Origin of the sequence: Exilibacterium tricleocarpae (assembly GCF_007004655.1) — a bacterium.
GTDB classification, from domain to species: domain Bacteria; phylum Pseudomonadota; class Gammaproteobacteria; order Pseudomonadales; family Cellvibrionaceae; genus Exilibacterium; species Exilibacterium tricleocarpae.
In genome coordinates this window covers 502,452-523,143 of the sequence record NZ_ML660087.1, presented here as the reverse complement: position 1 = coordinate 523,143, position 20,692 = coordinate 502,452, and the positions used below count along the sequence as shown (strand labels likewise).

At 59.1% G+C, this 20,692-nt stretch carries 17 protein-coding genes; 8 read left to right on the top strand and 9 right to left on the bottom strand.

Annotation, left to right across the window (positions count from 1 at the left end):
- Positions 1 to 326: 326 nt before the first annotated feature.
- The 5 genes from dapE to moaE all read left to right on the top strand — a co-directional run bounded on the left by dapE (position 327) and on the right by moaE (position 4,754).
- Entirely contained in the window at positions 327 to 1,490 is a 1,164-nt protein-coding gene (gene dapE / locus FKG94_RS01990) for a succinyl-diaminopimelate desuccinylase (protein WP_142902491.1), read from the top strand.
- Between the two features lie 548 nt (positions 1,491 to 2,038).
- A complete protein-coding gene (gene hemN, locus FKG94_RS01985) occupies positions 2,039 to 3,427 on the top strand; it encodes an oxygen-independent coproporphyrinogen III oxidase (protein WP_142902490.1) in 1,389 nt (462 codons plus the stop codon).
- A 115-nt stretch (positions 3,428 to 3,542) separates the two neighbouring features.
- A complete protein-coding gene (gene moaC, locus FKG94_RS01980; RefSeq protein ID WP_142902489.1) occupies positions 3,543 to 4,028 on the top strand; it encodes a cyclic pyranopterin monophosphate synthase MoaC in 486 nt (161 codons plus the stop codon).
- Entirely contained in the window at positions 4,025 to 4,276 is a 252-nt protein-coding gene (gene moaD, locus FKG94_RS01975; protein WP_142902488.1) for a molybdopterin converting factor subunit 1, read from the top strand. Before moaC ends, moaD begins: the two co-directional genes overlap by 4 nt.
- A 1-nt stretch (position 4,277) precedes the next feature.
- Positions 4,278 to 4,754, top strand: coding sequence for a molybdopterin synthase catalytic subunit MoaE (gene moaE, locus FKG94_RS01970; protein WP_142902487.1), 477 nt, complete (start codon positions 4,278 to 4,280; stop codon positions 4,752 to 4,754).
- A gap of 105 nt (positions 4,755 to 4,859) precedes the next feature.
- Here the strand turns inward: moaE and FKG94_RS01965 are convergent, their stop codons facing one another.
- On the bottom strand, positions 4,860 to 5,450 hold the full coding sequence (locus FKG94_RS01965) for a hemerythrin domain-containing protein (RefSeq protein ID WP_142902486.1): 591 nt from the start codon (positions 5,448 to 5,450) through the stop codon (positions 4,860 to 4,862).
- Positions 5,451 to 5,602: 152 nt separating this feature from the next.
- On the opposite strand from FKG94_RS01965, the gene FKG94_RS01960 reads away from it, so the two are divergent.
- The gene (locus FKG94_RS01960; protein ID WP_246124883.1) at positions 5,603 to 5,881 is read left to right on the top strand and encodes a hypothetical protein; all 279 of its coding nucleotides are present in this window, start codon (positions 5,603 to 5,605) and stop codon (positions 5,879 to 5,881) included.
- Positions 5,882 to 6,234: 353 nt separating this feature from the next.
- On the opposite strand, the gene FKG94_RS01955 is transcribed toward FKG94_RS01960, so the two are convergent.
- From FKG94_RS01955 to FKG94_RS01935, 5 genes are all read right to left on the bottom strand, one after another.
- Positions 6,235 to 7,053 (bottom strand): class I SAM-dependent methyltransferase, encoded by an 819-nt coding sequence (locus FKG94_RS01955; protein ID WP_142902485.1) that lies wholly within the window; start codon positions 7,051 to 7,053, stop codon positions 6,235 to 6,237.
- 163 nt (positions 7,054 to 7,216) lie between these two features.
- A complete protein-coding gene (locus FKG94_RS01950) occupies positions 7,217 to 7,891 on the bottom strand; it encodes an energy transducer TonB (RefSeq protein WP_179957443.1) in 675 nt (224 codons plus the stop codon).
- A gap of 96 nt (positions 7,892 to 7,987) precedes the next feature.
- On the bottom strand, positions 7,988 to 9,562 hold the full coding sequence (locus tag FKG94_RS01945; RefSeq protein WP_142902483.1) for a M56 family metallopeptidase: 1,575 nt from the start codon (positions 9,560 to 9,562) through the stop codon (positions 7,988 to 7,990).
- A gap of 14 nt (positions 9,563 to 9,576) precedes the next feature.
- Entirely contained in the window at positions 9,577 to 9,963 is a 387-nt protein-coding gene (locus tag FKG94_RS01940) for a BlaI/MecI/CopY family transcriptional regulator (RefSeq protein WP_142902482.1), read from the bottom strand.
- A 408-nt stretch (positions 9,964 to 10,371) separates the two neighbouring features.
- Positions 10,372 to 11,841, bottom strand: coding sequence for an alpha/beta hydrolase (locus FKG94_RS01935; protein ID WP_218943403.1), 1,470 nt, complete (start codon positions 11,839 to 11,841; stop codon positions 10,372 to 10,374).
- A gap of 143 nt (positions 11,842 to 11,984) precedes the next feature.
- On the opposite strand from FKG94_RS01935, the gene FKG94_RS01930 reads away from it, so the two are divergent.
- A complete protein-coding gene (locus FKG94_RS01930) occupies positions 11,985 to 13,544 on the top strand; it encodes a LytR/AlgR family response regulator transcription factor (RefSeq protein ID WP_142902481.1) in 1,560 nt (519 codons plus the stop codon).
- Between the two features lie 366 nt (positions 13,545 to 13,910).
- Positions 13,911 to 16,073, top strand: a complete 2,163-nt coding sequence (locus tag FKG94_RS01925) for a winged helix-turn-helix domain-containing protein (protein WP_179957442.1) — start codon at positions 13,911 to 13,913, stop codon at positions 16,071 to 16,073.
- A gap of 305 nt (positions 16,074 to 16,378) precedes the next feature.
- Here the strand turns inward: FKG94_RS01925 and FKG94_RS01920 are convergent, their stop codons facing one another.
- The 3 genes from FKG94_RS01920 to FKG94_RS01910 form a co-directional block, all read right to left on the bottom strand.
- On the bottom strand, positions 16,379 to 18,337 hold the full coding sequence (locus FKG94_RS01920) for a metallophosphoesterase family protein (protein ID WP_218943402.1): 1,959 nt from the start codon (positions 18,335 to 18,337) through the stop codon (positions 16,379 to 16,381).
- A 3-nt stretch (positions 18,338 to 18,340) separates the two neighbouring features.
- Positions 18,341 to 19,666, bottom strand: coding sequence for a DUF2252 family protein (locus FKG94_RS01915; RefSeq protein WP_142902479.1), 1,326 nt, complete (start codon positions 19,664 to 19,666; stop codon positions 18,341 to 18,343).
- 508 nt (positions 19,667 to 20,174) lie between these two features.
- Entirely contained in the window at positions 20,175 to 20,588 is a 414-nt protein-coding gene (locus FKG94_RS01910) for a cupin domain-containing protein (RefSeq protein WP_142902478.1), read from the bottom strand.
- Positions 20,589 to 20,692: the final 104 nt, after the last annotated feature.

Sequence of the window (20,692 nt, the reverse complement as noted above, 5' to 3'; positions counted from 1 at the left end):
TCCTTTCCAGAGGCTGGCCTACCCACAGCATTCTTGACCAAGCTGGATACGATTGGGAGAGAGGTTAATAAATTGGTGCAGCTCCGTTTAAGCATCATCACCAACACCAGAAGTAGCCGCTTTAGGTAAAAGCAGGCACTTTGAGCCAAAGTAAATGCCTGAGACACGTGCCTTCGACAGTTCTGCGCGAACTGGTGGGCGCCGCAAAAAACTTTAAAATGGGCAGGCGCCGCGCCCATGAGGGGGTAATCCCCTTGTGAGAGCAGCGCCAACCCGGTGGCTTTGCCACCGGCAACCATCCCTGGCCACCGGAGACCTGATAGCCAATGTCCCCACCGAATACACCGGTACCTGACACCGATCTCTCACCGACCCTGCAACTGGCCAGGGCATTGATTCGGCGCCGCTCTGTAACGCCGGAAGACGCCGGCTGCCAGGACCTGATGATCGAGCGCCTGCAGGCACTCGGCTTTGCGGTCGAGCGCCTGCGTTTCGGCGCCGTGGACAATTTCTGGGCGCAGCGCGGTGATGACGGGCCGCTGCTGGCGTTCGCCGGCCATACCGATGTGGTACCCACCGGACCCGAGGCCCAGTGGCAGACGCCGCCGTTTGCCGCCGAACTCGAAGACGGCCTGCTCAAAGGCCGCGGCGCCGCCGATATGAAAGGCAGCCTGGCCGCCATGGTCACCGCCTGTGAGCGCTTTGTAGCACAACACCCGGATCATCGAGGTCGCATCGGCTTTTTAATCACCAGCGACGAAGAGGGCCCGGCCGCCGACGGCACGGTCAAGGTCGTGGACTGGCTCGAAGCCCGCAACACCAAGATCGACTGGTGCGTGGTGGGCGAACCCTCCAGCACCACACGGGTCGGTGACGTGATCAAGAACGGCCGCCGCGGCTCCCTCGGCGCCACCCTGGTGATAAAAGGCACCCAGGGCCATGTGGCCTACCCGCACCTGGCCGACAACCCGATTCACCGGGCGGCGCCGGCACTGGCGGCGCTGGCGGCAGAGGTGTGGGATGAGGGCAACGCGTTCTTTCCCGCCACCAGCTTCCAGATATCGAATATCAACGGCGGCACCGGCGCCACCAATGTGATTCCCGGCTCGGTGACGGTGGTGTGCAACTTCCGTTTTTCCACCGAGGTCAGCGCCGCGCAATTGCAAGAGCGCACCGCGGCGATACTGGCGCGGTATCACCTCGATGCCACTATCGACTGGCACCTGAGCGGCGAGCCCTTTCTTACCGCCGAGGGCGAGTTGGTGCAGGCGGCGGTGGCCGCTGTGGAGGCGCAAACCGGGCACAAGCCGGCACTTTCCACCGCCGGCGGCACCTCAGACGGTCGCTTTATCGCCCCTACCGGCGCCCAGGTGGTGGAATTGGGCCCCGTCAACGCCACTATCCACAAGGTGGACGAATGTGTAGCGGCGGCGGACCTGGATACCTTGAGCTGTATCTACCAGGATATGCTGGCGCGCCTGTTGACCTGACGTCGCTTCGCGATGGTGATGTCGCAGTGGTACCCACCAGCAGGGTCAGCACCAGCAGGGTAAGCACCAGCAGGGGTCAGAGCAAAAAATTAAAATCACAATTTTTGCTCTGACTCAAGTGGCACTTACCTAAGGTGGCACTTGCCTAAGAGGGTTTGCACCAACTTATTGATCTCTGCCCCAGCCTCATTGGTCTTGATTAAGAATGCTGTGGGCAGGTCTGCCTCTGGACCGGGCTTTCAGAAACTCTCGACAGCAGGGATGCTGTCGTGAAGCCCCCAGGGATGGGTTTACGGCGTGTTTCTGAAAGCCCGGTCCAGAGGTAGACCGGTCAATTGGCACCCCAACGCTTAAGCACCAGAGGTAGGCACCCGAAGCGAGTGCCACTCTGGTCTGGCCCCGTACTGTGCCATTGCCTGTCCACCACCGCACAGTGAGATGAAAGCGACCGGTCCGCCCCCACCGTGCAAGACATGACGTAAATCAACCGCCCCTCGGGCACCTGTTTGCTATACTGCCGCACTCACGCTAGCTGAGACCAGGACCCGATGAACTGCCAGCCCATCCGTTGGAATACTGAACTGATTCGCCGCTACGATCTGGCCGGCCCCCGCTACACCTCTTATCCCACCGCCCCCCAGTTTCGCGAGAACTTTACGAGCGCCGAACTGACCGCGGCGATCGACCGCAGCAACGCCTCCCAGCGGCCGCTGTCGCTGTATGTACACATTCCCTTTTGCGATACGGTTTGCTACTACTGCGCCTGCAACAAAATAGTGACCGCCAATAAAAACCGGGCCCGACCCTACCTCGATAACCTCTACGAGGAAATGCGGATGCTGGCGCCGCTGGTAGACGCGCAGCGCCAGGTCAACCAGCTGCACCTCGGCGGCGGCACCCCGACCTTTATCAGCGACGGGGAAATGGCCGAGCTGATGGCCAACCTGCGCAGTCTATTCGCCCTGCGCGACGACGACAGCGGTGAATACTCTATCGAGGTTCACCCCGGCCGCATGAACGTGAGCACCGTCGCCCACCTGCGCAGCCTCGGCTTCAACCGCTTGAGTATGGGCATTCAGGACTTCGATGCGGATGTCCAGCAGGCTGTCAACCGCTTCAATTCGGTGGATCAGGTCACAGCACTGGTAGAGGCGGCCCGACACGAGGGGTTTCACTCCCTCAGTATGGACTTGATCTACGGCCTGCCGCGCCAGAACCTCGCCAGCTTCGACAAGACACTGGCGCAGGTCATCGAACTGGCACCGGACCGTCTGTCGCTGTTCAACTACGCCCATATGCCGCACCTGTTCAAAACCCAGCGCCAGATCGATGCCGCCACCCTGCCCGCCCCGGCGCTGAAACTGCGGATGCTGGAATTTGCTATCGACCGGCTGACCCGCGCCGGCTATCGCTATATCGGCATGGACCACTTCGCCAAACCCGACGATCCCCTGGCGCTGGCCCAGGCCCGCGGCGAGTTGCAACGCAACTTCCAGGGTTACGCCACCCACGGCGACTGCGACCTGTTCGCCTTCGGCGTGTCGGCCATCAGCGCTATCGACAATGTGTTCGTGCAGAATCACAAGCAGATCGACGACTACACCCGGGCGCTCAACGGCAAGCAGTTGCCCCTGGCGCGGGGGCTGGCACTGAGCGCCGACGACCGCCTGCGCCAGGCAGTGATCCGCGAGTTGACCTGCCAGTTCGCCCTCGATATCCGCGCCCTGGAACAGCGCTTCGCCATTCGCTTCGACGACTATTTTGCCGCCGAACTCGAAGCCCTGCAGCCACTGGCAAAAGACAAGCTGGTGACCCTGACGCCGGAACAGATTCAGGTGACCGCCGAGGGCCGGCTGTTAATTCGGCGGATTTGCATGGTGTTTGATGCCTATCTGAAGGTAGAGGCACAGCAGGTGAAGTATTCGCGGATCATATAAAACCCGGGATTCGCAACCGGCGGCCTGACCCACGGTGGCACACCGCGCCTGTTAGCTGTGACCGGTCAACTTTAGTATCATGGACTCCCGTTGCCAGCAGCCCCACATCCCCGCTATGAACGAACTCACTCACCTTGATACCCGCGGCCAGGCCCAAATGGTCGATGTGGGCGCGAAAGCCGATACCCGGCGCAGCGCCACCGCCGAAGCCTACGTCACACTGCTGCCGCAGACCCTGGACCTGATTGCCAGCGGCGGCCACAAGAAAGGCGATGTCTTTGCCGTCGCCCGCATTGCCGGTATCCAGGCGGCCAAGAAGTGCGCCGACCTGATTCCGCTGTGCCATCCGCTGCTGCTCACCGCCATCAATGTCGAACTGACCGCCCAGCCCGAGCACAATCGGGTACGTATCGAAGCCACCTGCAAACTCAAAGGCCAGACCGGGGTAGAAATGGAAGCGCTCACCGCCGCCTCGGTGGCCGCCCTTACCCTTTACGATATGTGTAAAGCCGTCGACCGGGGCATGGTCGTCAACGGACTGCGGCTGCTACAGAAGCACGGCGGCAAGTCCGGCGACTGGAGCGCGGAGGCGCAACCGTGATCAAGCTATTGTATTTCGCCCGCTTTCGCGACCAGCTTGATTGCGCCGAAGAACAACTGGCACTGCCGGCGCATATCGACACAGTGGCGGACCTGGCCGCCCACCTGAGCGAGCGGGGCGCAAACTGGCGCGGCACCCTGGCGGACTCACAGGCGCTGGTTGCCGTCAACCAGGAGATCAGTGGATTTGAAACAGCGGTAAAAGACGGCGACGAGATCGCCTTTTTTCCGCCGGTAACGGGGGGCTGAAGTGACCGCAGCAACGCCCGCCAAAGCTGTCGATCGCATTCGTGTGCAGACTGACGACTTCGATTTGCAGGCCGAGTACCAGACACTGCGCGGCATTGACGCCGCAGCCGGCGCCGTGGTGCTGTTTACCGGCCTGGTCCGGGACCTCAACCAGGGCGACGCTGTGCGGGGCCTGACACTGGAACACTACCCGGGCATGACGGAAAAGGTGTTGGCCGATATTGTCACCGAAGCCCGGCAGCGCTGGCGGCTGCTGCAGGTCAGTATCCTACACCGGGTCGGTGCCCTGGCGCCAGCCGACCAGATCGTGCTGGTGGGTTGCGCCAGTGCCCACCGCGGCGATGCCTTCGCCGCCTGCGAATTTATTATGGACTTTTTAAAAACCAGGGCGCCGTTTTGGAAACAGGAGCGCACTGCCGGCGGCCACCGCTGGGTCGAGGCCCGCGACACCGATCGGGACGCCGCGAAACGCTGGTGACCCTGGTACAAACAACCCCCGGTACCGACATCTCTGATGCGGGCAACTCTGATCCGGACTACTCGGCACCTGCGGCTATGCTATGGGCAGCCATCACGCCGCCGACTATGACGCGGAGCGCTTACTGAACGGCGGCTGCAGGGGACCCTTACAGGCCAGCACATAGTTGTAGAGGTTATCGTAGCTGGACTTCAACTGCCCGCCGAACAGGGGATCGTCCTCCTGCTGGATGCGCTGCTCAAGCCGGCGCCAGTCCGCCGCTGTCAGATAGCGATTGAACAGTGGGTAAATCAACTCATTCTCGCGCTCGATATGAATCCCCTGGCGGGCCATAAAGTGGCGCGCCTTATCCACCAACTCATCCCCCGACACCACACAGTCTTTCGCCACGGCGTCAAACAGGCGATTCAGTTCGGCGGTGAGTTTTTCGAGCTCCGCATGCTCTGCCAGCGTCTGCTCGACGATGCCGGCCTCGGCGATGGGATGGCGCAGCAGCATTACAAACAACTCGTCTTCGACCGGGTGGTGCCAGTGCTCGGGGTAGACAGTGATATAGTCCAGCATATCAAGAATCAACCCCAAGTCCGGCTCCCCCAGACCGCGATCGGCAAAGCAGTCGAGCTGATACCGCAGGCACTGCAGAAGCTGCTGCAGGTGGTAGTGATCGATATACAATTGCCGCTGCACCGGGTGCATCGCGCACCTCCTCCCTCAAGATAAAGCCCACCGTAATGGAATTTTTCTGCACCCGATTTGATATGGGTCAAACCGTGCCGGCTTCATAAGCACTTATTGGCATATAGGGGTGGCAGGTTTATCATGGCGGCCAGTTATCCCGGGGAAATGGCGTGTCGCAAAAACACCGATGGAAGCAGTACAGGCAAGCGTTACTGGCCTACTATTCAGAACCTCTGAGCGGGGTGTTTCGCCAATTTCGCAACGGTGCCATGGTGTTTTTCGGCGGCCTGGCGGTCGTGTACCTGGCCAGCCAGATGCCGGCGTCGTGGCAACAGGAGATAGTCCTGCTGGGCGGCCTGGCGCTGGCGGGGATAGGGTTTGTTGTGGCCATGCTGGCACAGGTGCGACTGGTGATCGGCCGTATCGTGCAGTTTATGCAGAAAAAGTAAGCTGTGATATAAGCAGCGCGAGCCGGGCGAGTTTTAATCAGGCACCAATCCGTCAACCCTGCATTGTCCCAGCCGAGGACATACAATTCATTGAAAACGACACCGTGCCAACCCGGCCGGTCCACGCCGGGGGTGACTGTGTTAGACCTGCCGGCAACAGGACCTCTGCCGTCGGGTACTGCTTGCTACTACACCCCCCTTCTGGCACCGGATTTAAGTGTGGGGCCTAACACAGTCACCCCCGACGCAAACCTGGTCCAATGCCACCATCAACATGTCAACTCGCGGCAACCTGCCCAACCAGGGACGAGGTGGTGCAGGTGTTTTTCAGTCCCACACCAGCGACATCCAACTCATGTATCCATCTTGCGCAAAGCATAGATATCGTAGCGACTGGACTTGCCTTCAAGAACAAAGCTGGGAGAACGTCCCGCAATAGGCGGTGACTTGCGCGGTCTTTTTACAACGACACGGTAGCCAGCCCGCTCGAGGGCGACAGTCAACAGCGCGCCCGCATCGAGGTCGCGCCCCACAACAGAATGAAACGCCCGCATTTCCTTTTTTACACTCGCCGATTTTTCCCGCTCCGGGAACATCGGGTCCAGATAGACGACATCCGGTCGGGCGGTATCTGGCAAAGCTTGCAAATAAGTCTGCGCGCAACCGAAGTGCAGAGACATGCGCGCTAATATTTCTGCCAGCCCGCCATCCGACTGCGCCTCGTTGTGGGCCCGCTCAAGACCGTCGGCAAGCAGCGCGTGGACGATAGGCGAACGTTCTAGCAACAAGACCTCGCAACCCAATGTGGCCAATACGAAAGCATCCCGTCCCAGCCCCGCGGTCGCATCCATCACCGCCGGACGCCGGGCCGCTTTGATACCCACCGCCCGCGCAATCAGTTGGCCTTTACCACCGCCATAACGGCGCCGGTGATTGACCTGTCCCCCGACAAAGTCGGCGCGCACGGCGCCGGCGGCACCCGGACCGCCCTGCACCAGACTGACGCCCTGGGCATCAAACAGCAGGGCGTACTCCGCTCGCTGCCGCCCGCCCACCTCAGCATCCACCAGCAACGGCAAATCGGTCGACGCCGCCAGTTGCTGTGCGGCAGGCAGCGCGCTGCGACTGTTACAGATAATGTCGAGCTGTGGGGTGACCAACTGTTGAACCATCAAGATACCGTCTCTTTTTACCCAGCTAAGTTCACACCATTGTTTTACAAATGCAATAAAAATCACAGATTGCCGATCAACATCCGCTAGAGCCTCTGTACCACGCTCCAATATCAATCGCCTGCGTTTTCCCGTTTACCGTGCATAAGTCGCCACTCGCCCGTTAGCTGCCCTCGATAACAAAACGAATGCGCTCGCGAATATTGTACGATGCCACCGCTTCTTCTTCGACATAGCGCGGCTTATATTTCCAACGCTGTACCGCCTTTACCGCCGCGCGGTCAAACGCCCCCTCCGGTTGCGACTGCAGGATGCGGATATTAGTGGTGGCCCCGTAGGCAGTCACGTCGAACTCCAGGTCCACAAAACCCTCGACTCCCCGCGCCAACATACTGCGCGGATACTGCGGCGCCACCCCCACCTGCCGCACCAGGCTGCCGCCGCCGATATTGATCGTGGGAATCTCCGGATTGACACTGCCGGGACCGCCGGTAAACAATGAACCGTCATCGATCAAGGGGGGCTTTATCCGATCCGGTTCAATGATCGTCGGCGGCGGATCATTCTCTTGCGGCCGCTCCGGGGGCTTTTCTTTGTGGGTTTCGATCACCTTTTCTTCCATAAAAAACGGCTTTATCGACTGGGTGGGCGGCTCATCGACCACCACTTCCTCAACAAACACCAGGCGGTGCATCAGATAAAACAGCAACAGAGTCACCAGGGCCGAGACCGGCAGCATGGCGATAAGCCGGTAGTGGGAATAGTGACCGGACGGAGACCATGCAGAGATAGGCGTAGCCTTTAAGCCTGCCGGCAAAGACGATAAATATACAGACATAGCGATACCCTCGCGGTTGAGACACAGCGTGAAAAGAAACATCGGTGGCAATGAAGTTGGGCGCGCGCGGCCCGGTTCAGTCTGTCGCCGCTGGCGTCAGGTGGCGGGCGCCCGCGCTATTTGAGTGGGCCCGGCAAAGGGTGGCGGATGTCGCCGCCGCTGCGGATTCTCGGGCTCAGTAAGTCGGAAAATAAAGGTTTCAGTCACACCGGTAACAGCCACCGGCTCACCCTCGATACGGTAGGGGCGAAAACGAAAGCCCCGCAGTGCCCGCAACACCGCCCGGTCAAACACCCGGCCCGGCTGCGACACCAGGATGCGCGGCTGCTCGACACGGCCCTGCGGCGAAATCGTAAACTGCACGATAACCCGCCCCTCCAGGCCCCGGCGCCGGGCCCGCTCCGGATAAATGGGCGTGACCGTGACCAGCGGCATATAACCCAGAATCTGCACCTCGGCGTGCTGCACCGGTGCCAGTAACGGCTGTGCGATGCCTGCCACCCAATCCTCGCGCTGTTCCGGCGCCTGCCGGGCCACCACCAAAAGTTGCTCCATCGGTGGCGGTGAATCGACCTGCAACCCCGCCTTCATCGCGGCGAGATCAATAGTGGCAGGCGATTCAGTTGCCGGCTTATCGACTGTTTCCAGGTCGGCATGCGCTGCAGCCAGCGACACCGGTTGCACCAGATAGTGCTTCACCCGGGCGACGGCATCGGGCAGACTGGTCGCCTGCAGCGATGACAGCGGCAACAGCAGCGCCAGCACCAGCAGCCACAAGCCGATCCGGCTGGCTGTGCTGCAATGACCGCGATCCCGCGCCCCGTCCAGCAGGGCACGAATCCGGTCGGCCAACTGTGAGGGGGCCGCCGCCGACAGGACCACATCGCTGTGGGCCTGCCGGCGGGCATGCTTCACCATGCTGATCAGGTCCTCGGCGTAGTCGAGCCGCCGCCCCGCCAGCTCCACCACGCGGTCGTCGCAGGCCAGTTCGGCCATGGCCTGCAAACGGCGGCCGGCCAACCAGGTGAGAGGCAGAAACCAAAACAGCGCACACACCAGCTTGGTCAGCATCAACAACGCCCAGTCGTGGCGCTGCACATGGGCCAGTTCGTGAATCAGCACGCGCCGCTGGCGCTCGGCCGGCCAGATCGTCAGCGCCGGCGGAATCAGCAGCAGCGGGCGCCGCCAGCCCCAAACCTGGGGTGTATGCAGACTTGGCACCACCACAACCGCCACCGGCCGCCCGATACCAAGTGCCGCGCGCAATTCGTCGATCAGCGCCAGGGTGTGCCGGTCCCGGCAAGGGGGACAGCCGCGGCCGCGACGATACACCATCAACACACCACTGGCCGTGTAAAAAAGCACCCAAAACACACCCAGCAGGTAGATAGCGAGCAGTCCCGCCAGCACGGCGGTGGTCCCGGAGAGCGGCCCGGCAAGCGTCCAGGCGGGGTTGTGAGCCGGCAACACAGCCACTTCAATAGCGGGCATCAGTGCCGCCGCCAGCGGCAGGCCCAGCAGCGCCAACATCCCAAGCGACAGGCAATAAAACTGGGCAGCGGCCGAATCATAGGTAAATTGCTTCAACAGCCAAAAGATTAACAACAGGATCAACGTCGGCTTGATCACCAAAAAGGAAACCAGGGTAACAATATCGCCTAAATCGAACATAGCCGTCCCTCAGGTCATTGTTTGTTTTTTGCTTCCCGGATGGCCCGCTCCAGTTCGGCCAGTTCCGCATCGCTCAACTGGTTTTTTTCCATCCCCAGTAACGCATTTACCGCCTGCACGGCGGAGCCGTCGAAGAACGTCTTCAGCAACTTGCGCAGCGCCGAGGCGCGGGCATCGTCCTGCTCCAGCACTGGTGAATAGATATAGCGGGGGCCCTCTTCCCGGTGTTTCACCACGCCTTTATCCACCAACTTCGCCAGCATCGCCCGCACGGCGGAATAGCTGGGCGGCTCGGGCAGCGCCGCGCGAATAGCCTGTGCCGATAGCTCCTGGCGCTCGTAGAGAATATCCATGATTTGCCGTTCGCGGCGACTCAGCCGGTCGTGGGTGTCTTTTGTCATATCGCTCGGGTCCTGTGCCCGGAATTTTAGGAAAAAACGGAGTGCTACTTTTTTAGCACCGTGCTGCAAAAATAGCACCTTGAAAGAAAAGGTCAATAGTTAACTGCTAAAAAAATAGCACCTATTTTTATGAATATACTTAGCCCATTGATAACAAAGGCTTTTTTTGTAAAGCAGCGATTGGGTCAAAAATACGGTTTGGCGGATAAAACTGCCCTGGGGGTAATGGCACTGCCTTGAGCGTGTTTGCACCCGTTTATCGATCCCTGATCCAATTGAGCCGGCCTCGATTCAGCGTACTGAAGGTAGGTCTGGGGGGACTCGTGGTTTGGCCGCGCTTTTTATGATCCCTTTGAGCAGATGGATCGACAAAGATTGACGCTATTTTTCCTGAACCGGCGCCAACGGTCAGGGAACAAGCAGCTCGGGCAGCGGCACAGTGATCTGCCGGGTTGCGACCGGCCTGCCTCGCATAAAATCCGCCATGGCTTCTTTGACGGCGGGTGAGGACATAAACAGGTTGTGTCCGGCATTGACGACCGTAACGGCGGTCAGGTTCGTCAGCCCCACCACGGCTTCGCGCTGGCTTTCAAGATAGGTGCGCCCGTCCAGGGTCCCGCTAAACAGCAGCACCGGCACGCCGCTCTCGGGCTGCTTGCGGAAACTGTCACCGAGGTCCAGCAGCGGGGCGGCATCGAGCAAGTGCAATGTGGCGTTGAGGTAGGTACCTAACAACGCACTTTCCGCCTGTTGATAAACGCGCGCACGGCGCTCGGCGCCGATGCCCGATGCAATATCCATGGCCTCGGACATCGGCTGGTAAGCGACAGGTTCACCGGGCCGGTGCCAGCGGGATAACAGGCGGGCAATCGGTTGCAGATCGCCCCGATCCACTGCGGCGTAAAGAGACAACAGGCGCGCCGCGCGCTGTGGATCGGCGATCAGCGCCGACGCTGTGCGCTGCATATCCCGGCGCTGCAGCAAGTATTCAGCGACGGATCCGTCCGGGTAGGTAATTTCAAGCTCCGCGGGCGACAGCTCCAGCCTGGCGTGCACACGCCTGATCAACGCCTTGATATCCGGGTAGGCCAGCCGGGCCTCGGGCTGGGTATCAACGGCCTGTTGCAGGCGCTCGAAATAGGCGTCAGTGCGGGCCGGCAGTTTGATGGTCTGGTGCAGGCCCTCGGCGCTGGCGAGGATCACGCGCTCGAGACTCGTATCCATCTGCTTGAGTGCGGCCAATGCCAGGTGGCTGCCGTAGGAAATGCCCCACAACGTCAGCTTGCGGGCACCGAGGTGGCGTCGCAGGGCATCCAGGTCACTGACGCTCTCCAGGGTGTTGTAACCTTTCAAATCGATGTCGTGGTCTTCCCAGAACACCAGACACTCGCGCAATGCGTCACGATGCAGGCCGATATAGCGCCGGTCACTCAGCGGCCGGTCAACCGGGATCACCCGGCTGGATCGGCACGCCGGTAAAACATTGGATGCGCCCGTACCCCGTTGATCGAGCGCGATAACGTCACCAAATTCCCGCATCGCCATAAACAGTGGAAAACGGTTGCGCCGAGCCGTCGCGATCCCCGATCCGCCCGGCCCGCCGGACAGGTACACAATCGGCGCCCCCGGTCGTTTACCGGTGGCCGGGAATCTGACGTAAGTCAGCGGGATCATGCGGCTGTGCGGGTTGTCGCGGCGCTCGGGCACCGCAATCGCGCCGCGCAGGGCGGCGACAGACTCGCCGCTGGCGGCGGTAAAGATGTATTCAGTTTCACCGGCAAGCAGCTTTGGCCCGCGGGGTTCGACGGTGGTGCAGGCGAGCATTAGCAGCGCGGCCGGCAGCGTCAGCATGACTTTCATCCACTTTATGACTTTCATCCAATTGACTCCAATACCCTGGCTGAAGACGTATTCGCAGCTTACAAACACCGGCACAGAACTCACGCGCCAATCGGCAAGCGGTGGGTATTTTTCGGTGGGCGGCCTAGTGCCGCCTGGCGAACTCCTCTACCATTTGCGGGATGAAACCAATCATTTACCGTCTGTTATGCTCGATCGTGTTGATATTGGCACTCTCACCCGCAATCGCACCCGCAATCGCACCCGCAATCGCACCCGCAGTCGCACCCGCAGTCGCACAGCCGCTGTTGTCGATCGAGCAGCAACCGGTTACGGTATGTCCCGGTGCTTTATCACCGGCGGGGTCACCCCCCTCCTTCGACCACCCGGATTGTAAATCCACACGCGCGGCGGCCATCAATCCGCACCGCTCTCATATCTGGGTTCGCGCCTATATCGATTTACCGGCTACCCGCGTCGCCCAGCTCCAGCCCCTGGGCGTCTTTATTTTGGGCAAAGCCGCCAGCCGGGTATTTATCAATGGCGACTATCTCGGCAGCAACGGCACGCCTGCCGCTACCGCGGCTGCGGAAACGCCGGGTCTTATGGATGCCGCCCTGCCGCTGCCGCAACGGTTGGTAACGCCGGGACGCAATGAGCTGGTCCTGGAAATGTCAGCTCACCATTCGACATTGAATCTGGTGAACGCGATGCATTTGATCGCCATCGGCGACTACGCAAATCCCACCGACGAGAGACTGCGGCACTATTGGGTAGCACTGTTGCCGTTTGGTGCCCTGGCATTGGCCGCTTTGTTTCTGATTACACTGGCATGGAGCGAGCAGGGTTCGCGACAACGCCTGCTGCTGCCCCTGATGGCGATAGTGGCGGCCGCCCAGCTATTGATCGAGACCTCCCGCGGGCTGCTGCCCTACACCTACCCGCTACACGATGTGAGATTGCTGCTGATCTTGCTGTGTGCACTGGTGTTCGGCCTGAGTCTGCTGGCACACGTGGTGCATATCTTCGGCGGCCGTCGCAGCATCTGGCTGCTGCCGGCGGGTGCAGCACTAACGCTCCTGTTCGTACAACTGGAGGGCGGCTATGACAACAAAACGACGGTGGCCATTTTGGTGCCGACGGTGCTGGCAGGCTTATTATCTGTTTATCGGATGAGCCAGTCGCAACCGCAAGCCGCTCAGTTCACACTGGCACTGGCATTGTTTGCGGCGGTGATCTACTGGGCACCCGGCCGTTTTTTGGATCTGTTTTTTTACTATGTGGTAGCCGGGATAGTGTTTTTCCTGATTGTCCAACAGGCGCTGGCGCTGGCCGGCGAACGCCGTCTTCTGGCTGCCGAGCGCGCCCGCGCCGACCGCCTGCAACTGGCACTGGACCAAAAGCGCGCATCCACGCAGCCGCACAGGTTGGCGGTTACCAGCGCCGGCAAGGTCGAGTGGGTGACCAGCGACCGCATTGCTTACTGCCAGGGCGCCGGTGATTACGTCGATATCGTGTTTACGGATGGCGGCCACGCGCTCCACAGCGGCAGCCTGGGAAAGCTCGAACAAGCACTTCCCGCCACCTTTCTGCGCGTGCACCGCTCATATCTGGTCAATACGACATTGATCCGATCATTGCAACGGGAGGCGTCCGGTGTAGGTCAACTGGTTTTATCCAATGGCGCCAAGGTACCGGTTAGCCGCAGGGTCATGCCGGCGGTTCGCGACGCCTTGGAATAACACGCCTGCTCTTTAAGTCACCTACTTTACCGAAACAAGTGCCAATTGACCGATCTGTCTGAGAGCAATATCAACGCCGGGCCAGGATCAGTTTTTCACCGGACCTGCAATTCATAAAACTGTAACACCACATCATCTTCAGTCAGTGTTTGCCAACTCTTTGACGGTCGGCTAAGGCCTGCTGCAGTCGCTGGCTGGTAAGCACCGACCCGACAGCGTTGATGGCAACAGTGGTGTGGTGCGCGATTTACATCCTGTGTATCATTGTACTCAGCGGCGGGCCAGCCCGGATATTGCCGGGGTGTCTGACCAACCCGCTGTATGATAAGTGTAAAAAGTGCTGTTTGCTATCGCCGGGGGAGCTTTATGCATCAGACAAAGCTCGGTAACAGTTTTCGACTCGGCTATTGTCTGATACAGCCAAGCACGCTCTCTATACAACTCGACGGCTGTGAAAAACAGACTCTGCAACCAAAATTCGTCGAGGTAATTTCCTACCTGGCAGAGCACTACCCGCGCGTGATCCCGCGTCAGGAGCTTATCGATACGATCTGGAACGGCAATGACTCCGTTGGCGAGAAGGCACTGACCAATGCTGTCTGGCACTTGCGCCAGCATCTAAAGTCACCCGACGCTGAAAAAGAGATCATTGAGACAATCCGCAAAGTTGGCTACCGCCTGGTCATAGCACCCCAGTGGCTGGATGAAGTGGGCGCGCCGGCATCCTATCCGGCCAAGCCCGACAGGCAACCCGACCACAGGGTCTCCGGCCGCGATGGAACGTCGATCACCAAAGGTTTGCTAAAATTTGTAGCCTACAGTGTCGTTGTTCCCTGCAGCATCCTACTAAGTTGGTATTACCTGACGCAATACGAACCGATCCAGGAACCGGATATTCAGCGTGTCACAACTGACCCCGGCAGTGAGCTGTATGTAGCGCCTTCACCTGACGGCCGCTATATCGTGTACCACTGGCGGACCTTCGGGCAACCCATTAATCTGTTTATGCGGGACCTGGAGCAGCCGCAGATGCCCGCCAGGCAATTGACATTTGACAATCTGAGACAACGCTTCTCCGTGTGGAGCAATGATGGGCAATATCTGTATTTCCACCGCAGGAACCGGCTGCAATCAAGCTGCGAAATTCTGCAGATAAAAGTAGATACTAATCAGGAGAAGCCTATCGCAAGCTGTGGCCTCAACAGCGGCTTCATTTACATGGATATTTCGCCGGACGACAGGATTCTCGCCTTTCAAGGGTACGATGATAAGACTAACAGCCGCGGCATCTATTTTGTCGAGTTGGATAACCCCGGGGCTGAGGCGGTCAGATTTTCCTGCACAGTCGATTGCGATTACACAGACAGGGATATGGCTTTTTCTCCCGATGGCCAGCACATCGCAGTTACCCGCCGGCGCAACAGCTACGATGAAAATATTTACCTGGTGGATTTAGCCACAAAAAATGCCCGGCAATTGACCGAGGGCGAGGAGAACATCACCGGCCTGACCTGGCATACCGACAGCACCAAGCTTGTCTACGCCACTGAACGCGCCGATGTCAGCAGTGGTTATATCATCGACATTCACTCCAAAAAAATCCACAGTCTAAACATAGACGGCTTTGGTTTTCCCGCCTATTCCAGAAAAACAGGAGAATTGTTTTACGAACAACGGGTGAGGCAATCCAAAATATTGAGCTTACAACTCAATAACACTGTTAGCCGAACCCCCTTCCCGGTTGTCGAGTCCAAATTCAGTCATCACTCGCCGAACTACTCGAAACGAATGGATAAAATCGTTTATGTCTCCAATGAATCCGGCCACTATGAGCTGTGGACGGCAGATAGCGACGGTAGAAACAGGCAGCAACTGAGCCGTTTAAAAACAAACGTCAGGTATCCGCGCTGGTCCAACGGCGACAGCCGGGTGGTCTTTATTGGACAGGCCGAAAGTAACCGCGGCGATGCTATCTATATTATGGATACGGAGTCCGGCAAGCTGTCCACGCTATCCACCGACTACGATGATTTTGACAGACCAAGCTGGAGCTATGATGACAGCGCTATTGTGGTGGGCGTCTATGAGAATAGTACCAGCGAGATATATCAATTTGATATCGATAACGGCACCGCCAGGCAACTCACCGCCGACAGCGGTCGCTTCGGCATCATGACAACGCCCACCACGCTAGTCTATACCCGCCATGGCAGAGGACTCTGGCAACGGGATATCGACACGGATGCGCCGCCGGTTGAAAAAATCGACAGCCGGGTGTTTTCTCATCCCTATGCGTGGACTTATGCTGCCGGGGGTGTTTATTTTCGCCGCAATAGATCTGACCATCACCAGATTATTCACTATGATTTCGATCAACAGCGACTCACCACCTTGGTGCGCCTGCCCATCAGGACATTTAGATCCTACGGGACGCTGTCGTTCTTACCGCAAGAGGGAAAACTTCTATACGCCGGCACTGAGTACCCGCAGGCGGATATCAAAAAAATGAAACATCCTTTATTGCCTTAAGGTCGCTGCCATCCACCCGGCAATTGGGGACGCGGCGGCAGAGTATCCTGCCCTCGATCCGGTTGCCATGCGGGGCAGTCTTTTCAAGACACGCCGCAAGTACATCCCTGTAGGCTTGGCGTCGGCATCCATGCCTCCTACAGTCTTGAAAAGACTGCCCCGCATGGCAACCTAACAGTGTCTGTACATTGCACTATGGAGAGGTTGTCTGGTGAAGGTTTAGCGGTTGTGCGCAGAAAAAAAGAGTGCACCGGGCTTTACAGACGCCGAAGTAATATCGACTCAATTAACGTAGCCTCACGCCGTTAGTCGCTGGTTCGCTCAACCACAACCGGTGCCGGAGACAACTTTGGACTCCGGTGCTGCACAAACTCCAGCTCATCGCCACTTGCGGTGAGAACCAAAGTCCGTATAGTTTTGCACTCGCCATCAAGCTGTAACACGCCCAGGCCACTGGTGTTGAGCAGAGTCCGCCCCTTCCCGCCAGGCGGTTTGCGCGGCCGAATCGACATATAGCGGCGCTGGGTAAACCAGTTGAGGGGAGAACGCCGGTGATACAGCCAGCGGTTGAGCTTGTCCAGCCACAGCAGCAATGTCCTCGGAAATTCATTTTTGATACCACTGGCCGTGATCTGGCAGATACGGGGGCTCTGGCGGGAGAACCTCAAGGTGACATCGTAGACGAAAGAATAGTGCACATCGCCGGACAGGATAATAAACAGCGGCGGCGTGCTCTGGTGGCGAAAGATATTGAGCATAACGCTGGCCGTGCCTTTATGAGCCATCCAGTTTTCAGCATCGACCGTCAGCGCCTTGCCGAAAAAGGTGAAGATTTTTTGAATCACCTCGATCAGTTTGACGCCGTAGACCGGCGTTGCCGACACCATAATGACCGAACGCTGACCGATCAGGTGTTGCTGCAGATCGCACAGCGACTCCCAGTCCATCAACCCGCTGGGCTTGGCCGGATTGCTCTCCGAGCGCCAGCGCTGGGTGCGGGTATCCAGCACCATGGTCGGCGGTGTGGTTGGCAGTCGGTAGTGCCAGTTACTCCATGCCAGCAGGCGTTCTATCAGTTGGTCCTGGCCCTTGAGGCCGGCATCGCCAAAACATGTCTGCAACTCGTCGTGCAAAGGCACAAACGCCTCAGGATCGTTACCCCACCCTTGACACAACAGGTACCCGAGCAGGGCATTGCCGATAATCCGCTTCGAAAAAGGGTGGGAATAGGACGCCTCTTCCCAGCCCCGGGTCAGGTTCCAATCGTCGGTTACATCGTGGTCGTCAAAGATCATGTAGGTGGGCAGATGAGCCAGTACCCGGCGCACCTGCGGTAACCCCGCCACAAAACGCTCGATGATGCCTTTCTCTTTTTCGTAGGTGGCCTGCACGGCGGGCTGCAGGTCTTTTTTGCCGAGATTGACCCTCTGCCAGAGGGCCGGTGACCACACCAGCAGGTACATGGCCATCACTTCCGCAAAGGTGACCAGGTGGTTGCCGCCATTGACCGTGGTAAAAATCGGCTTGCGCTTGCCGCGCCAGAAACGCTTGCTGACCGCCGCGTTGGCATCTTCATCGGGCAACAGGGCATCGCGGCGATAAAAATTATCCGGGTGAGCAAACAATTCGGCGGAATTGTTCACCAGCGCCCCCGACCAGCTCTCATCGAACAACCCCAACATCTCGATCACCTGGTGAATCGCCCAGAGCATGGGACCGGCGACATCGTCGGTATAAACCTGATCACCGGACATCATCAGGAAATTCGGCCTGGCCTGCGCGCCGGCCAAACGAGTGGCGAGCCGCCGGTCGAGCTGAACCAGGGCATCGTCGCAGCGGTGATGAGGCTTGCGACAGGACCCGTGAATCACTTCGCTGACAGCCAGGTCGATCACAAAACTGGGGTGGCCGGCACCGTCATAATTAATATCGGGCACCTGTTCAGTCAGCCAAACGGCACCGGCTGCAGTCTCGAGGGAAAAGTCGTAGCGCACCTCCACCCGCTGCGCCAGGGGCTCGCCCGGCGACCAGTAAATCCAGTGCACAAAGCAGTGGCGACCCACCGGCAGGCTCAACTGCTCCAATTCGGGCGCGGCAACCGCGGCCAGCTCACCCTGGCCAATGGCCAGGTGCAAACGGCAGTCGCAAGGCTCACTGGTCACCAGCCAGAAAGCCACCCGCTGCGGATCACAGCGACGCAGAATGGGGCCCGCCAGCACCAGAGGCAAGGGAGTGGTTACAGCAGCCTGTTGCACTTTGGTCACGAGTTACACCGCCAACATATCATTGAGCAGGGCCCAGTCCTGCACGGTTTGCCGGGCACAGCGCGCCGCCGTGTCCAACAGCATCTCCTGATGCTGCGCCAAGGTTGCGCAAACCGCCCGTTCATAGCGGGTGGAGCGCCGATCACCGCGGCTGTGGGCCAGCGCCAGGGCGCGACCACAGGTCTCGGCATACTCGATCAGGCCGGGCCCGGCTGCGCCGGGGTTGAGCAACATCTCCGGCGCTATGCCGACCTTGGCGTGATGCCGGGAGCGTATCAGCCAGTGGGCATCCCGCCAGCGGGTTTCGTCCAGCACCAGGTCCGGCTGGCGTTGCATGCGCCGTTGACAGACGACGGTCAGATGGGCCGGATTCAGGCGATTGGTGGGGCTCAGGTCGTCGAAAAAGCCCAGCGGTGCGGCCCGCCGCTGCTGTTTGACTTCGACGATATGACAAAGCGGCAGGTCCCGCGGATAGCGGCCGTCCCGCGGTCCCACCAGGAAATAGTAACGCCCCATATTGACCGAGCCGGTGCCCGCGCCGAGCCGCTCCGCGACATCGAGAACCCGGTCGTCCATAAAGGGGGCAAAGTGTGTCTCCAGCGCCTGCCGGCCGACGTCCCCGGGCGCGGCAAAATTCGGATTTTGCGAGTCAAAACGAATCTCGTCGGCCTCCCAGACAGCCGCTTTGGCCAGCGCACTCTTGCGGGCAAAATGTTTGCCACCGCCGGCGCGATGTTTGGCTTTGATCCACAACGGCTGCAAAACATGGCCGGCGGCAAACTCATCAATCACTTGCCGATGCCCCTGGCCGGCACTGCCCAGGGCATCGCAGGTGGCGATATAGCACTCGAGGAATGCCCCGTTGGCCCGTATTACCAAGGCGTCGTCAGGCGCGGCCTGTGCAGCCGGGTCCATCGCTTTGGCCGCTCGGTAGCGGCCGCTTTTCACACCCTGTAGATAGTCCGCAGCCAGGTGCATGCTGGCAGCAAAACGCAGCATATCCCAGACCGCGTGGCCGATACAGGCATCGTCAAAATCGTTGAGGGAGAAGATCACACTGTCGCCGTGGGAGCCCTCTTCGGTGATAAAGCCGAAGTTTGACAGATGGCAATCGCCCTGGATGGTGGTGAGGGGAATATCGCGGTACAGCGATGGAGGCAACGAGGGCCATTCACCGGCCGCCAGGTCGCGATAGAAAAGTCCGGCACTGCCGCGCATAAAACTGAACGGGCTGGCGGCCATTTTGACGTGTTTGGGCAGTGGCGCACCGGCCCCGGGCACCGCACCGTCGACACTCGTCATTACCCGAGCAATAACCTCCTGCCGCATAATTACCCATCCTCCGATATGCGCAACGAGTTAACCGAGCGGTAAGCTACCTTCTGAGCTGACAATTTACCGGGTTGGCGAATTACTGAGTTACCGAACCACCATAGCCAGACACCCGAGCTGCGGAATTCCCGGCAATTTATAACGGTTTAGGCGGCAATTTTACAGGTTTTTAACAAAACTTTAAGCGGAAAACTGTAAACGGCCGGCTACCAAAGAGAGTCGGGCGCTTACAGCGGGACGGTAACCACCGGGGCGGCATCACAGAGAGAACGGCGCCATTAGCCTGCAATCTGCGGCGCCGGCCCCGGGCGGCACCTGCAACAGGTGCCGTAAGGTTCGGTGAAGACCGCCTGGTGTTGCCTGTCACCGGGCATCAATCGCCAGACCTCGGCCGCAAAAAAGTAGGGAAAAGTGTTTCTGGATCAATATGCGGGTCGTCAAAAACCTTTAAGAAGAATCCATTGCATCGGCGCGCTGGGACTGACGCCGTGCGTCGCAGGTACATTTAGGGAGCGGTGTAAGGCTTCATTTGCGTTCCCACAACCGGTGTGACAAATAACAGTGTGACCGGCATCAGCCACTGAAATCTATGCCATACAGCCTGAGGTACAACACAGAAACTTTCACTTGCCAGAAAAACTTCATGATCACCGCCAGGCAAGTCGAAGTATATTTTAGTGCTACCACTGACAAGATAGAGCAGCTCATCACCATCAGGGTGCATCTCCCAGCTCGCCTCATGCAGGTCTTCCGGCTTTTTCGCCTGCAGGCAGCCAACCAGGTGCGAGCGATCATACGCATCTGCATTTTTCCAAACCTCCTCGGAGCGACTAAGCGTATCCATACTGCCGTCGCGCAGTATTTGAACCAGGTTTTCATTTGGGTTCACCACATCTATCTTCGTATTTGCCACAATCATATGGGCCTCACCTCCAACTTCCATTAATGGCCTGCGCTTCCCCGGGGCCGGGTAATGTCGATGGACCGGCCCGGGCAAGTCGCAAGTATTGACTGACCGGCGCC

What these genes read in the sequence shown, in the direction of transcription:
- FKG94_RS01910 (WP_142902478.1), bottom strand. Translation starts at nt 20,588, where the DNA reads ATGATTGTGGCAAATACGAAGATAGATGTGGTGAACCCAAATGAAAAC.
- dapE (WP_142902491.1), top strand. Translation starts at nt 327, where the DNA reads ATGTCCCCACCGAATACACCGGTACCTGACACCGATCTCTCACCGACC.
- hemN (WP_142902490.1), top strand. Translation starts at nt 2,039, where the DNA reads ATGAACTGCCAGCCCATCCGTTGGAATACTGAACTGATTCGCCGCTAC.
- moaC (WP_142902489.1), top strand. Translation starts at nt 3,543, where the DNA reads ATGAACGAACTCACTCACCTTGATACCCGCGGCCAGGCCCAAATGGTC.
- FKG94_RS01965 (WP_142902486.1), bottom strand. Translation starts at nt 5,450, where the DNA reads ATGCACCCGGTGCAGCGGCAATTGTATATCGATCACTACCACCTGCAG.
- FKG94_RS01940 (WP_142902482.1), bottom strand. Translation starts at nt 9,963, where the DNA reads ATGACAAAAGACACCCACGACCGGCTGAGTCGCCGCGAACGGCAAATC.
- FKG94_RS01955 (WP_142902485.1), bottom strand. Translation starts at nt 7,053, where the DNA reads ATGGTTCAACAGTTGGTCACCCCACAGCTCGACATTATCTGTAACAGT.
- FKG94_RS01925 (WP_179957442.1), top strand. Translation starts at nt 13,911, where the DNA reads ATGCATCAGACAAAGCTCGGTAACAGTTTTCGACTCGGCTATTGTCTG.
- FKG94_RS01930 (WP_142902481.1), top strand. Translation starts at nt 11,985, where the DNA reads ATGAAACCAATCATTTACCGTCTGTTATGCTCGATCGTGTTGATATTG.
- FKG94_RS01945 (WP_142902483.1), bottom strand. Translation starts at nt 9,562, where the DNA reads ATGTTCGATTTAGGCGATATTGTTACCCTGGTTTCCTTTTTGGTGATC.
- FKG94_RS01950 (WP_179957443.1), bottom strand. Translation starts at nt 7,891, where the DNA reads ATGTCTGTATATTTATCGTCTTTGCCGGCAGGCTTAAAGGCTACGCCT.
- FKG94_RS01915 (WP_142902479.1), bottom strand. Translation starts at nt 19,666, where the DNA reads ATGCGGCAGGAGGTTATTGCTCGGGTAATGACGAGTGTCGACGGTGCG.
- FKG94_RS01935 (WP_218943403.1), bottom strand. Translation starts at nt 11,841, where the DNA reads ATGAAAGTCATAAAGTGGATGAAAGTCATGCTGACGCTGCCGGCCGCG.